Raw genomic sequence first — 13,167 nt, forward strand, 5'->3', positions numbered from 1 at the left:
CAATATGTGTAATGGTGTATTTCAGATATACGATTGAATAGAGCGGTTGTAACTATTCTGAACTGAAATTACACGGATTGGAGAGAATATGGTTATAGCTGGTATTGTTATTGTAGTGGCGACGTTCATTGCCATTATTAAACAGTTTGAAACGCGGCTTGTGTTATTATTATCGGGCTTATTAATGTGTTTTATTGGTGGACAGCTTGGTGCTGGTACGACGGCATTTGTGAAAGAGCTTACAAACCCAGGTCTTGTACCAACCATTTGTACTGTGCTTGGTTTTAGTTATGTTATGGAATATACAAAATGTACAGAGCATATGGTGTATTTCATCTCTGCAGGCCTCAAGAAGATGACTAAGGTCATCATCCCTGGTGCCGTTATTATTACGTTCTTGATCAATATTGCGTTGCCTACAGCGGCAGGCTGTGCAGCTGCAGTAGGTGCTCTATTAATTCCTGCACTTATTCGCTCCGGTGTGCATCCAGCGATGGCAGGTTCCGCTATTTTCTTAGGGACTTGGGGTAGTGCATTGAGTCCTGGTCTTATGTTTAACCCTCAAGTAGCACAACTCGCTGGTGAAGACGTAATGACCGTTATTGCTAGCTTCTCTATGCAAGCCATTATTGGCATTGTCGTAGCAGCTATCTTGCTCAATATCGTAGCTATCGTTAAGAAAGAGCATACAGGATATGTATTGAAAGATGCTAACGAAGAAGAAGGCAAAGAATTTAAAGTAAATTATTTATATGCTATCATCCCAATCATTCCGCTTGTATTACTCGTACTCGGTAGTAAACAAGTAGCAGTGATTCCTGAAATTTCTGTTCCTGTATCTATGCTCATTGGTACAGCTATTGGTATTATTGCTGTACGTCCTAATGTAACGGAAGCAGTTAAGAAATTCTTCCGCGGTACTGGTGATGGCATGTGTGATGTAGTCGGTCTTATGGCTGCTGCTGCATGCTTTACTGCGGGTATGCAATATATCGGCCTTACAAGTGCACTCATTGATGGCATGAAGAACTCTCAACAAATCGCCCAAATCGGTGCAGCCTTTGGTCCATTCTTATTGGCTGTTATCTCTGGTTCTGGTAATGCAGCAGCCCTTGCCTTTAATGGTGCTGTAACACCTCATGCTGCAGACTTTGGCTATGGCATTATGCAATTGGGCTCCATGGCTCAATTGGGCGCAGGTATTGGTCGTAGTATGAGTCCAGTAGCAGGTGCAGGTATCATCATTGCTGGCCTTGCAGGTATTAACCCTATGGAAATGGCAAAACGCAATGCTGTGCCATGTATCATTGCTACGGTTGTGATTATGCTATTGTTACTATGATTAGATTAAAATGTAGCTGTAAAACTATAAATTCATAAATCACAGGTGTATTAAAGACGTTAAATCTTAGAATACATAATAAAAGAACCCCATTAGATCAAAACGGTCTTTGTGGGGTTCTTGTTGTATTGTACGTATATTATTTTAGTTTAAGGCCAATCCAGAGCGCGGAAATAATAAATAATCCACCGCTAACCCAGAATAGGGCAGTAAAGCCTAGCCATGCCATAAGGCTAGCACCACCAACAGATCCTAAGAAATAACCAAAAAACAAACAAGACTGATTATAGGAAAATACTTGGCCTGTAAATTCTCGAGGTGTTTTTGAAGATAGGTAAGTGTTTAAGGCAGGTAACATGCCACCTAAACCAAAACCTTGTAGGAACCTGATTATTGCAAGTTGATATACATCAGAAACATAGGCTTGAGGGATATTTAGAATCCCTACATAAATAAGCGATATTACTAATACTTTGCGTGGCCCAATTTTGTCGACTAATTTACCTAATGGAGAACTACTCATAAGTTGGGCAATACCCATAGCGGAGAATACAGCGCCTGCAATAAATGCTAGATTTTCTGTATCACTAGGAACGATTCCTTTAATATATACAGAGATAACAGGTTGCAAGGACATGATGCAAATAGCATAGATAAAGGATGCTACGCATAAAGCTATAACGCTATTAAACTCTGGGATTTGTTCTTTCAGTTTACTGATTGACAGTTTTTCTACATTAGCTTTTGGCTTATAATCTTCATGGATAAATACAGCGGCTAATAGGCCCGCTAAACTCATGATAATACCTACGATGATAAAATCATTGCGAATACCTACGGTATCAGCAATATAGCCGCCCAATAAAGGTCCTATTAATGAACCTGCTAAATTTGCAGAGGCTAATAGTCCTAAGGCCCATCCTGTACGTTCAATAGGCGATTCCGAAGCAATTAGCGTGATAGATGCTGAGTAGAAACCGCTAACAAGACCTTGAATTAAGCGAATTAGAACAACTCCTTCTGGTGTTGTTTGAAAGGCGATTAAAATATTACATAATGCCATGCCAAAGCTAGATCGTATTAATGTGATTTTACGGCCTCTTTTATCGGCAATGCGTCCCCAAAAGGGTGCTGCTATACATACGATTATATATGTGGCCCCTGTAGCCAAGCCAGACCATAGTGACATGGCCTCCGGTGTTTGCACGCCTAAATCGTGAAAGTATAAAGGTAAAATTGGCGCTAATTGGCTCACCCCAAAGGCGATACAGAATACACAGACTAAACTGATGTACACCGTTCGTTTCCACGTTTCCATAAAAACTCCTAAATCGATAAATGAATACGAGTATATAATTTATAGTATAACGTGATATAGATTGTTATGCATTATAAATATTAGAAAAATAATATATAATCAGATATAATTGTAATACAAGTAATACGGATTAAAGAGAGTGGATAGAATTAATTTAATACTATGATTTTGGAGGTGAGCATATGGCAACGATTTCATTACGTATTAGTTCAGATGAAGAAAAACTATTACAAACCTATTTAGCTGCACATAACTTAAATATTTCATCGTTCATTAGACAAGTCGTATTTGATAAAATTGAAGATGACTTAGCACTAGATGAAAAGCGTATTTTGCGGGCTCGTAATCGGATTAATAAAGAAAAACACTACTCCCATGAGGAAGTTTGGAAAGAACTGGGGGTATAGAAAATGTACGAGGTTATATTTACTGATTCGGCATTAAAAGAATTGAAGAAGTTAGATAAACCGGTAGTACGAGTTATAAAAAACTGGGTTGTTAAGAACCTTGTTGATTGTGTTGATCTGAGAATGCATGGAAAACCATTAAAAGGCAATCTTAAAGGTGTTTGGCGCTATCGTGTAGGGGATTATCGGCTCTTTGCAGATATTCAAGATGATAAACTTGTTATCTTTTTATTTGAAGTAGCACATAGGAAAGAAATCTACAAATAAGTTTAGAAATTATAATGTTAGTTGAGATTTTTCTTGACTTTCATTCTATAGAAACATTATAATCAGATTATAATTTTATACTCGCCTGAAAGAAACCGATGAGGTGGAGATAAAAATAGGAAATGCACTCACAGAGAGCGGGATTAGCTGAGAACCCGTAGTACGCAGCTTATTAAATGGACCACCGAGGGCGCATGGAACAGAATGAACTTTCATTCCTAGTATGGTGCGACGTCACACGAGCGTTAGTCGTGAGGGATATGTTAGTATCCTGCGAAAGGGGAATGCGCTGCATTCAAACAAGGTGGTACCGCGATTTATAGCACATACAATCAAATTGTAATAATAGAACTATAGACTCGTCCTTGACGTTATATTGTCATGGGCGAGTTTTTTTATTGGCAAATGCCAGATGGAGGTTCTCATGATTTTCCCTAGTCTTGACCGTGTGAAAGCTATCGCACCGGGCTACGATATCGTGCCTGTATATATGGAAATTTTATCCGACGTACGCACACCGATTAGCGTGTTGAAAGCATTAAAACAAGTGAGCAGTCATACGTACTTGCTTGAAAGTGCGGATAATAGTAATCATTGGGGCCGTTACTCCTTCTTGGGCTACGACCCTAAGATTGAGCTGTTCTGCAAAAACCATACAATGACTATCAAAGACGGTACAACACGTACTTTTGAATGCTCTGACCCAGCTGCAGAGATTCGCAATATTTTGAGCCAATATAAAAGCCCTCGCTTAGAAGAGCTACCAACCTTTACAGGTGGCTTTGTAGGGTACTTCGCTTGTGAATACATTCGCTACATCGAGCCAACTCTCGATTTCCCAACACCAGACGATGACTCCGCCATGGTCAACGATGTAGACCTTATGCTCTTTGATAAGGTTATTGCATTCGACCATTATAAAAATAAAATTTACTTAATCGCTAATATCAGTACAAACGATTTGGAACGTAACTACAACAAGGCTGAGCTTGAACTTAAAGCATTAGCTGATCTCGTAGTAAACGGTAAAGAGGCAGATGTTCCAAAAGGTATTCTTAAAACAGAGTTTACCTCTGAATTTACAAAGGATGAGTTTAAAGCAGTTGTTAAAAAGACACAGCATTACATCAAGGAAGGGGATATCTTCCAATGTGTTGTATCTAATCGCCGTGAAGCTGAGTTCGATGGCAGCTTGTTAAATGCGTACCGCGTATTGCGTACGTTGAACCCATCTCCATACATGTTCTACCTATCTGGTGGCGATGTAGAGCTTACAGGTGCCTCTCCAGAAACATTGGTAAAATTGACGGATGGTAAAATGTACACCTTCCCAATTGCAGGTACTATGCGCCGCGGTAAAACCGAAGCAGAAGACCTCGCTATTGAAGAAAAACTCATTAACGACGAGAAAGAGTTAGCTGAACATAATATGCTCGTTGATCTTGGCCGTAACGACTTAGGTAAAATTGCTAAATTTGGTTCCGTACAAGTAGAGGCGTTACATATGTTGCAACGTTTCTCCCATGTAATTCACATTACATCTACTGTAAGCGGCGACATTCAAGATGGTAAAGATGCTCTCGATGCCATCGGTGCTACATTGCCAGCTGGTACATTGTCCGGGGCTCCTAAAATTCGTGCTATCGAAATCTTACACGAACTAGAAAAAAGCCCACGCGGTGTATATGGCGGCGCTGTAGGTTATATCGATTTCTCCGGTAACATGGACGTATGTATCGGTATCCGCATGGCTATGAATAAAGGCGGTAAGGTCTATGTTCGCGCCGGCGCAGGTATCGTTCGCGATAGTGTTCCTGCTAGTGAATATAACGAAACCTTGATCAAAGGCCAATCCATGATTTCCGCAATTACAGATGCACAGGAGGTAGAATAATGGTACTCCTTATAGATAATTACGATAGTTTCTCCTTCAATTTATATCAATTAGTAGGCTCTATCGATCCAGACATTAAAGTCATCCGCAGCGATGAATTAACAGTTGAAGAAATCCGTGCGTTGAAACCAGATTACGTAATACTTTCACCAGGACCTGGCAGACCAGCTGATGCGGGTGTATATGAAGACCTATTGCGCGAATGCAAAGGTGAGTTCCCAATCCTCGGCGTATGCCTTGGTCACCAAGCCATCGGCGAAGTATTCGGTGGCACCGTTTCCTATGCAAAACAAGTTATGCACGGCAAACAAAGCGTAGCTAAACAAGTACACCCATCCAAAATCCTTAAAGGTATACCTGAACAATTTGAAGTGGCACGCTACCACTCCTTGGCGATCATTGACGAAACCATGCCAAGCGAACTCATCGTTACATCCGTTACAGACGACGGCGAAGTAATGAGCGTAGAACACAAAGACTACCCAATCTACGGCGTGCAATTCCATCCGGAATCCATCATGACACCAAATGGGGAACAAATGATTCGCAATTTCTTATCTAAGTAGTACCAGGACCGGTATTGTCTTATATACATTTGTAGTCGAGATGGAGGCCCTAAAGCCTCCACCGGCCAGATCTGTCCCTGCGGGACAGGGCCAAAGTCGTTTTAGGACCACCATCTCGACTTCATCTTTATTTAAATCCAAATCCGGTCCTATGACCACTTTTAATAAAAATTGCGAATCATTTGTTTCCCTAAACGTAAAAGGAAGAAAACGGCATCGCCGTTTTCCTTCCCAGCGCCGCAGAAACATTTTTAAATATTTAATTGTTGTTCATTTTGATAGCGGTTCTAGCAGGTAGTAGGGCATATAGAGAACTAAATGTCGTAGTGTTATTGTGGATTCACAGGGTTCTAGTCCCAACTTTGGCCCTGCGAAGGCCGCAGGCCGAAGTTAGACCTGGCCGGTGGAGGGAATAGGTCCCTGTGAATCCACAAGCGATATGAATGAGAGTCTATGCCCTATTACCGTTGAACAGAAGCAAAATGAACAACAAGTAAGGAGTTATAAATGATCCAAGAAGCATTATATAAAGTAACCCATGGTCAAGATTTATCTTATGACCTTGCAAAGGATACAATGAACAAGATTATGAGCGGAGATGTAGCCGAAGTCCCTATGGCTGGTTTCTTATGTGCTCTAGCAGCAAAAGGCCCTACTGTATATGAGGTTACGGCGTTCGCTGAGGTTATGCGCGAGAAAGCAGGTTCTGTACTTCATGAAGGTACTGTTGTGGAAATTGTAGGTACTGGCGGGGACGAAGCGAATACATTCAATATTTCTACTACATCTGGTTTCATTATTTCCGCTGCAGGTATTCCTGTAGCAAAACATGGTAACCGTAGTGTATCCAGTAAATGTGGTGCTGCTGATTTGATCGAAGCATTAGGCGCTAAATTAGAGCTTAATGGTGAACAAAACGAGGCAGTTCTCAATAAAGCCAATATGTGCTTCATGTTTGCTCCTGTATATCACCAAGCTATGAAATATGCAGGCCCTGTACGTAAAGCGTTGGGCGTTCGTACTGTGTTCAACATCCTTGGGCCGTTGGCGAACCCAGCAGGCGCTACGGTTGAGTTGATGGGCGTTTACGATAAATCCTTGGTAGAGCCATTGGCTCATGTATTGGCTAACCTCGGTGTGAAACGCGGTGCTGTGGTACACGGCTTCGATGGCCTTGATGAAATTACGGCTACCAACAAAACGTACGTATGCGAAATTAATAATGGTACTTTCACAAGCTACGAATTCGATCCTAAGGACTATGGCTTCGAATACACTGATAAAACTGAGCTTGAAGGTGGCGACGCAACAGTAAATGCTGAGATTACTCGCCGCGTTCTCGGTGGTGAGCAAGGCGGGAAACGCACCGCAGTTCTTCTTAACGCAGGAATGGCCATTTATCTTGCAAAAGAGGGTATTACTTTAGCAGAGGGCATTGAAGAGGCAAAACATATGATCGATTCTGGCGAGGCTCTTGCTACAATGGAACAATTTGTGAAAGCAACACAAGAGGTATAACCATTGATTTTAGATACAATTGTAGAGGCTACCAAAATTCGGGTAGCCCAAGAAAAACAGGTGGAATCACCTGAGGCTGTAAAAGCAGCGGCGTTGGCGTTACCATCTGATACAGGATTTCCTTTTGAAGCAGCCCTTCGTCAGCAAGACTTTAACTTCATTTGCGAAGTAAAGAAGGCATCTCCATCAAAAGGCATCATAGCAGAGCACTTTCCCTATTTAGACATTGCCAAAGAATATGAAGTGGCTGGTGCTGCGGCTATCTCCGTTTTGACGGAGCCAGACTTCTTTAAAGGTGATAAAAAATATTTGCAAGAAATTGCAAGCACTGTCAAAATTCCTGTACTTCGTAAGGACTTCATCATCGATGAGTACCAAATCTACCAAGCAAAGGTATGGGGCGCTAGTGCAATCCTATTAATCTGTGCATGTTTAGATGTGCCAACATTGACCAAGTTCCGTGAGTTAGCTGACTCTCTTGGTTTGTCCTCCTTGGTTGAGGCTCACGATGAAAACGAAGTACAAATGGCTATCGATTGCGGTGCTCGCATTATTGGCGTTAATAACCGCAATTTGAAAGACTTCACCGTAGATGTACAAAACAGTGTGCGCTTGCGTAATCTCGTTCAAGACGATGTGATCTTTGTATCTGAAAGCGGTCTAGAAACGCCAGAGGATATCCAAGTGTTGCGGGATAACAATATCGGTGTCGCCTTGATGGGTGAAACCTTTATGCGTTCTCGTAACAAGGTGGAAAAATTGGCATATCTGTATGGCCCAACCTATTACACACCAAAGGTTAAGATGTGTGGCATCTCCAAGGTTGAAACAATCCCTGCTGTAGTAGAAGCAAAACCAGACTATATGGGATTGGTATTTGCACCGAGCAAACGACAAGTCACAGTGGAGCAAGCTGAAATATTGGTTGAAGAACTACATAAGCAATGTATAAATCACTATGACACAAAGGTAGTTAAAACAGTAGGCGTTTTTGTTAATGAAACATTAGATAATCTTGTTCGTATTGCCGATACAGCGAATCTTGATGCTGTGCAATTGCATGGCGATGAAGATGAAGCTTTCATCCAATCCTTAAAAGAACGTACTAATGTAGAGGTTTGGAAAGCGATTCAAATCCGAAGTGCGGCAGATGTAGAGAAGTGGATCGATAGCAGTGCAGATATGCTTCTCTTTGATGCATATCATAAAGATGAGAGGGGCGGTACAGGAGAAGTATTCGACTGGTCCTCTTTAGATACGTTTGAACGTCCATTCATGCTAGCTGGAGGTATCGACAGTACAAATGTGGCGCGTGCGATTCGCACCGTTCGCCCATATGGTATTGATATTAGCAGTGGCATTGAAACAAATGGTGTGAAGGACGATGAGAAGATTACAGCTTTCACCAAGATTGTGAAGAGTATAGGAAGGTAAGTTATATGAGTGAACAAAGACATGGCTATTTTGGCGCCTTCGGTGGTCAATTTATGCCAGAAACATTGATGAATGCAGTCATCGAATTGGAAGAAGCGTACAATAAGTACAAAGATGATCCAGAGTTCGTGCGCGAACTTGAGGATTTACATAAAAAATATACAGGTCGTCCATCCCTTTTGTATTATGCAGACCGCATGACAAAGGATCTTGGTGGTGCCAAAATTTATCTGAAACGGGAAGATTTAAACCATACTGGTTCTCACAAATTGAATAACGTAATTGGCCAAATGCTATTGGCAAAACGGATGGGTAAAACACGCGTAATCGCTGAAACTGGGGCTGGTCAACACGGTGTAGCAACAGCTACGGTAGCCGCATTGATGGGCATGGAATGTGAAGTATTCATGGGTGCTGAGGACTGTGAACGACAAGCACTCAACGTATATCGCATGGAATTATTGGGCGCAAAGGTACATCCTGTAACAACAGGTACTAGCACATTGAAAGATGCTGTATCCGAAGCGATGCGCGAATGGACAAATCGTATGTCCGATACACACTATGTGTTGGGCTCCGTTATGGGGGCTCATCCATTTCCGATGATCGTTCGTGATTTCCAATCCATCATCAGCCGTGAAGCGCGTGAACAAATTCTCGAAGCGGAAGGTAAGTTGCCAACAGCTGTTATGGCCTGTGTTGGTGGCGGCTCCAATGCGATGGGGATGTTCTATAACTTCATTCCTGATGAAGGTGTACGCCTCATTGGTTGTGAAGCAGCTGGCCATGGCGTAGATACAGATATGAATGCTGCTACGATGGCAAATGGTACAGTAGGTATCTTCCACGGCATGAAATCCTACTTCTGCCAAGATGAAGATGGTCAAATTGCACCGGTATATTCCATCTCTGCAGGCCTTGATTATCCTGGTATTGGACCTGAACATGCGTACTTACGCGACAGTGGTCGTGCTGAATACGTACCTGTTACAGATGATGAAGCAGTAGATGCGTTTGAATACTTATCTCGCTTAGAAGGGATTATTCCTGCTATTGAAAGTGCTCATGCGGTGGCACATGCACGTAAAATTGCGCCTACAATGAGTAAGGACGATATCATTATTATTTGTTTATCTGGTCGTGGCGATAAGGACGTTGCGGCTATGGCGAAATACAGAGGGGTGGATCTTCATGAGTAAAATTAAAGACGCTTTCACAAAGGGCAAGGCATTCATCCCATTTATTAGTGCTGGTGACCATGGTATTGAGAATACGGAACGGTATATTCGCATCATGGTGAAAGCTGGCGCTGATATGGTGGAAATTGGTATTCCGTTCTCAGACCCGACAGCGGAAGGCCCAGTTATCCAAGAGGCAAGCACGCGTGCATTGTCTACAGGTGTAAAAATTCACGATATCTTCGATATGGTACGCCGTTTGCGTACTGGTGATGATGCGGTGACAGTGCCACTCGTATTCATGACCTATTTGAATCCTATCTATGTATTCGGTCGTGAAAAATTCTTTACCCTCTGTGAAGAGGTTGGCATTTCTGGCGTTATTGTGCCAGATATGCCGTTTGAAGAAAAAGGTGAACTTGGAACAATTGCTCATAAGCATGGTGTTGAAGTAGTATCCTTGATTGCCCCAACATCTGAAAATCGCATCGAAATGATCGCAAAAGAAGCGGAAGGTTTCGTGTATTGTGTATCGTCCTTGGGCGTTACCGGTATGCGTAGCGAAATCAAGACGGATATTAAATCCATCGTTGAAACCATTCGTAAATACACAGATATTCCTGTAGCCGTTGGCTTCGGTATTTCCAAACCTGAACAAGCAGAAGCTATGGCGCGTGTATCCGATGGTGCTATCGTAGGTTCCGCTATTGTTAAAATCATTGCTGAACATGGGGAAAATGCAGATCAAGCATTGTTTGATTACGTACAATCTATGAAACAAGCCGTTTTAAAGGCTGGTGCATAATATAGTTGCCCTGTCGTTTGAGAAAAAGGATGTTTAATGATACGACAATTAGTAATTGATACAATAAAAGATAATATTATAGATCGGTATTGTGATTTTTCTGGCACCATTTCTCGGGGCGCATTTTGGCGATTTATGCTCGTTGAACATTTGATTGTTGGTGTTTGCTTAGCCGTGCTAGGTTTACTGTCCCTGTATAGTGCCCTATTTATATATACAATAGGCATAGTTTTTGCGCTGTGGTTTATTTCGATTATGGCCCTTACATTGCCTAATTTGGGTGCTATGGTACGTCGCTTACATGATACAAATAATAGCGAATGGCTTTTGCTGTTAGGCTTTATTCCCTATATAGGCATTCTAATCGTTATCGTATTATTGCTGCGAGGCACAAAGAAACATCCTATTATTGAAAGCTCAGTTGAATCCTTTGAAGAAATAGATTTATTTAGCGATAACGCGGTGGATAATCCGCAAAACCTAGGTATATTAAGCAATGCATCTCATACATCATATGGGAAAACAAGTATTATTGCTGCTGTTTTTCTTACTATTGTTAGCTGGGGGATTGGGATATATAGTTTTTCCTCTGCTGCAGATAAGGAAATCGATGCGTATTTACAGATGCAACCTGGTGCGTTTATGATTATGGCACAGAAGACCTTAGGTAGTAGTACAGCTGTTGAATCTGCTAAACAGGTTGTAATAAATTATTATACATATCTTAATAAGGAACAATATCAAGAGGCATATCGTTTATTGGCTCATCGAGAACGTGAAAAATATGGCACCTATGATCAATGGGTTAAATCTGTTAAAGCTACTCATAATCGTCAAATGTCTTCGCTCCGTTTACAAGCTGTGTTGAGAGATGATGACGATGTAGATCATATTTCCTTTGAGCTGACTTTCACAGATAAAGCCTATCCTAATCAAATGTTCGTCAAGATGATATATGAGCATGATACGTGGCGTATTGAGTCGATTGTGCCGTACGATCAAAAATATGAAGAGCGATAAGGAGGGCCTATGAATCAGAATATGATATATGATGTAAGTTATATGGATGCCCTTAAACGTGGATTCAAGCAATATGTTACCTTTTCTGGTCGTGCTAGCCGCAGTGAGTTTTGGCGTTTTATGGTGTGCCGAGAAATTATTTTAGATGGGCTAGCTGGTTTCGGTCTTATCGTAGATATGGTGCTCGGCAATACATCGGCTGCTAGTGATTATGCAATGGTGCTGCTCGTCATATTACAGCTCGTATTTTTTCTACCCAGTCTTGCTATTACCTGTCGTCGATTGCATGATGTTGGAAAGAGCGGATTAACATTTCTTTTAGTATTTATTCCTATTGTTGGTATCTTTGTGCTCTTATCTAATCTTGTGAAAAAAGGTGACGTATCCATGAATGTGTATGGGGGAAAAACAGGGTATACCTGTGTTACACCTGTTATGGAGCAACAGTTAGGCCTAGAGCATACGCCTACTGTAAGAGAAGATATTTTGATGGGTGCGGTAGCTATTATTTTATACGTTTGGATTTTTACCCAGCAGTTTGTTGAAAGCGCATGGGTATCCTTTAATGCTAGAGGCATATTCTAGTCAAACCTCGTTTTACCATTTGGTAAGACGAGGTTCTTTTTATATGAAAATTTTATGAAAGTTTAAATGTGGATTTATTGACTATATTGAAAAATATTGTAAAATGAATAATAGATGAAACTAAATAATTCGAATTAGATAATAATGTATGTAAATCATATTGTAGAAAGAGGTTCGGCATGCGTGCTTGTCCAAAATGTGGACAAAGAATACCTAGTTCAGAGCGTTATTGCCCGTATTGTGGGCATATGAAAAATATTCCATTACCACTTGATGCCTATGAATTGGGTTTTATAGAAAATTTTAAACACTGTGTAGTTCATAAATACGCGAATTTTGAGGGGCGTGCTAGTCGCAGTGAATACTGGCATTTTATGCTTGTGTATCAATTAATTATAGCCATTATATTGTTTATATGCGCTGCTATTAGTTGTGTAACACCTGTATCGGGAACAACGGGGGTTGCCTTAGGGCTAGTAGTTCTTTTTATTTTGTCGATTGGATTTATCATACCAGGTGTAGCCGTTGCTGTTCGACGTTTACATGATCTTGGTTGGTCTGGGTGGCCTGTTCTATTGGGACTCATTCCTTTTGTCGGGATTCCGGCAGTATTAATATTAATGGCCTTGCCTGGAAAGACCGCGGCTAACCGGTTTGGAAATCCAACAGGGGTAGAAGTCATTACAAAGCAAATGGCACATAAATATGGATTTATTGATGCGACGCCATCTACACCATTGACTATAATACTTATAGTGGTGTTAGTTGTATTATGGTTACTAGTGGATTGGATGTTAGCAAATTGAATATATGTATAGAGCATTTTGATTAAA

Annotated in this window: 13 protein-coding genes; 12 read left to right on the plus strand and 1 reads right to left on the minus strand. The window is 41.2% G+C overall.

What is annotated here, in order from left to right; genetic code table 11:
• Positions 1-88: 88 nt before the first annotated feature.
• Positions 89-1,342, plus strand: coding sequence for a C4-dicarboxylate transporter DcuC (dcuC, locus tag VAHSUH02_RS00095; RefSeq protein WP_005381994.1), 1,254 nt, complete (start codon positions 89-91; stop codon positions 1,340-1,342).
• Positions 1,343-1,481: 139 nt separating this feature from the next.
• Here dcuC and VAHSUH02_RS00100 read toward each other — a convergent pair whose 3' ends face one another.
• A complete protein-coding gene (locus VAHSUH02_RS00100; protein WP_005381995.1) occupies positions 1,482-2,660 on the minus strand; it encodes an MFS transporter in 1,179 nt (392 codons plus the stop codon).
• A gap of 182 nt (positions 2,661-2,842) precedes the next feature.
• On the opposite strand from VAHSUH02_RS00100, the gene relB reads away from it, so the two are divergent.
• From relB to VAHSUH02_RS00155, 11 genes are all read left to right on the plus strand, one after another.
• Positions 2,843-3,067: a type II toxin-antitoxin system RelB family antitoxin gene (gene relB, locus VAHSUH02_RS00105; protein WP_005375493.1), complete on the plus strand. Its 225-nt coding sequence runs from the start codon at positions 2,843-2,845 to the stop codon at positions 3,065-3,067.
• Between the two features lie 3 nt (positions 3,068-3,070).
• Positions 3,071-3,334 (plus strand): type II toxin-antitoxin system RelE family toxin, encoded by a 264-nt coding sequence (locus tag VAHSUH02_RS00110; RefSeq protein ID WP_005381996.1) that lies wholly within the window; start codon positions 3,071-3,073, stop codon positions 3,332-3,334.
• 424 nt (positions 3,335-3,758) lie between these two features.
• The gene (locus VAHSUH02_RS00115; protein ID WP_038148406.1) at positions 3,759-5,228 is read left to right on the plus strand and encodes an anthranilate synthase component I family protein; all 1,470 of its coding nucleotides are present in this window, start codon (positions 3,759-3,761) and stop codon (positions 5,226-5,228) included.
• Positions 5,228-5,794 (plus strand): anthranilate synthase component II, encoded by a 567-nt coding sequence (locus VAHSUH02_RS00120; RefSeq protein ID WP_005381624.1) that lies wholly within the window; start codon positions 5,228-5,230, stop codon positions 5,792-5,794. Before VAHSUH02_RS00115 ends, VAHSUH02_RS00120 begins: the two co-directional genes overlap by 1 nt.
• A gap of 507 nt (positions 5,795-6,301) precedes the next feature.
• Entirely contained in the window at positions 6,302-7,312 is a 1,011-nt protein-coding gene (gene trpD / locus VAHSUH02_RS00125) for an anthranilate phosphoribosyltransferase (protein WP_005381999.1), read from the plus strand.
• Positions 7,313-7,315: 3 nt separating this feature from the next.
• Positions 7,316-8,746 carry a bifunctional indole-3-glycerol-phosphate synthase TrpC/phosphoribosylanthranilate isomerase TrpF gene (gene trpCF / locus VAHSUH02_RS00130; RefSeq protein WP_005382016.1) on the plus strand — a complete coding sequence of 477 codons (1,431 nt, stop codon included), beginning with the start codon at positions 7,316-7,318 and terminating at the stop codon, positions 8,744-8,746.
• A gap of 5 nt (positions 8,747-8,751) precedes the next feature.
• A complete protein-coding gene (trpB, locus tag VAHSUH02_RS00135; RefSeq protein WP_005382017.1) occupies positions 8,752-9,945 on the plus strand; it encodes a tryptophan synthase subunit beta in 1,194 nt (397 codons plus the stop codon).
• Positions 9,938-10,729, plus strand: coding sequence for a tryptophan synthase subunit alpha (gene trpA / locus VAHSUH02_RS00140; RefSeq protein ID WP_005382019.1), 792 nt, complete (start codon positions 9,938-9,940; stop codon positions 10,727-10,729). Before trpB ends, trpA begins: the two co-directional genes overlap by 8 nt.
• A gap of 36 nt (positions 10,730-10,765) precedes the next feature.
• Positions 10,766-11,749 carry a DUF805 domain-containing protein gene (locus VAHSUH02_RS00145; RefSeq protein ID WP_005382021.1) on the plus strand — a complete coding sequence of 328 codons (984 nt, stop codon included), beginning with the start codon at positions 10,766-10,768 and terminating at the stop codon, positions 11,747-11,749.
• A gap of 9 nt (positions 11,750-11,758) precedes the next feature.
• Positions 11,759-12,334, plus strand: coding sequence for a DUF805 domain-containing protein (locus VAHSUH02_RS00150; RefSeq protein WP_005382023.1), 576 nt, complete (start codon positions 11,759-11,761; stop codon positions 12,332-12,334).
• A gap of 179 nt (positions 12,335-12,513) precedes the next feature.
• Positions 12,514-13,140 (plus strand): DUF805 domain-containing protein, encoded by a 627-nt coding sequence (locus VAHSUH02_RS00155; protein WP_038148407.1) that lies wholly within the window; start codon positions 12,514-12,516, stop codon positions 13,138-13,140.
• The last annotated feature ends 27 nt before the right edge of the window (positions 13,141-13,167 follow it).

The organism is Veillonella atypica KON (genome assembly GCF_002959915.1).
GTDB classification, from domain to species: Bacteria; Bacillota; Negativicutes; order Veillonellales; family Veillonellaceae; genus Veillonella; species Veillonella atypica.

What these genes read in the sequence shown, in the direction of transcription:
- VAHSUH02_RS00145 (WP_005382021.1), top strand. Translation starts at nt 10,766, where the DNA reads ATGATACGACAATTAGTAATTGATACAATAAAAGATAATATTATAGAT.
- VAHSUH02_RS00100 (WP_005381995.1), bottom strand. Translation starts at nt 2,660, where the DNA reads ATGGAAACGTGGAAACGAACGGTGTACATCAGTTTAGTCTGTGTATTC.
- trpD (WP_005381999.1), top strand. Translation starts at nt 6,302, where the DNA reads ATGATCCAAGAAGCATTATATAAAGTAACCCATGGTCAAGATTTATCT.
- VAHSUH02_RS00115 (WP_038148406.1), top strand. Translation starts at nt 3,759, where the DNA reads ATGATTTTCCCTAGTCTTGACCGTGTGAAAGCTATCGCACCGGGCTAC.
- VAHSUH02_RS00110 (WP_005381996.1), top strand. Translation starts at nt 3,071, where the DNA reads ATGTACGAGGTTATATTTACTGATTCGGCATTAAAAGAATTGAAGAAG.
- VAHSUH02_RS00120 (WP_005381624.1), top strand. Translation starts at nt 5,228, where the DNA reads ATGGTACTCCTTATAGATAATTACGATAGTTTCTCCTTCAATTTATAT.
- relB (WP_005375493.1), top strand. Translation starts at nt 2,843, where the DNA reads ATGGCAACGATTTCATTACGTATTAGTTCAGATGAAGAAAAACTATTA.
- trpB (WP_005382017.1), top strand. Translation starts at nt 8,752, where the DNA reads ATGAGTGAACAAAGACATGGCTATTTTGGCGCCTTCGGTGGTCAATTT.
- VAHSUH02_RS00150 (WP_005382023.1), top strand. Translation starts at nt 11,759, where the DNA reads ATGAATCAGAATATGATATATGATGTAAGTTATATGGATGCCCTTAAA.
- trpA (WP_005382019.1), top strand. Translation starts at nt 9,938, where the DNA reads ATGAGTAAAATTAAAGACGCTTTCACAAAGGGCAAGGCATTCATCCCA.
- VAHSUH02_RS00155 (WP_038148407.1), top strand. Translation starts at nt 12,514, where the DNA reads ATGCGTGCTTGTCCAAAATGTGGACAAAGAATACCTAGTTCAGAGCGT.
- dcuC (WP_005381994.1), top strand. Translation starts at nt 89, where the DNA reads ATGGTTATAGCTGGTATTGTTATTGTAGTGGCGACGTTCATTGCCATT.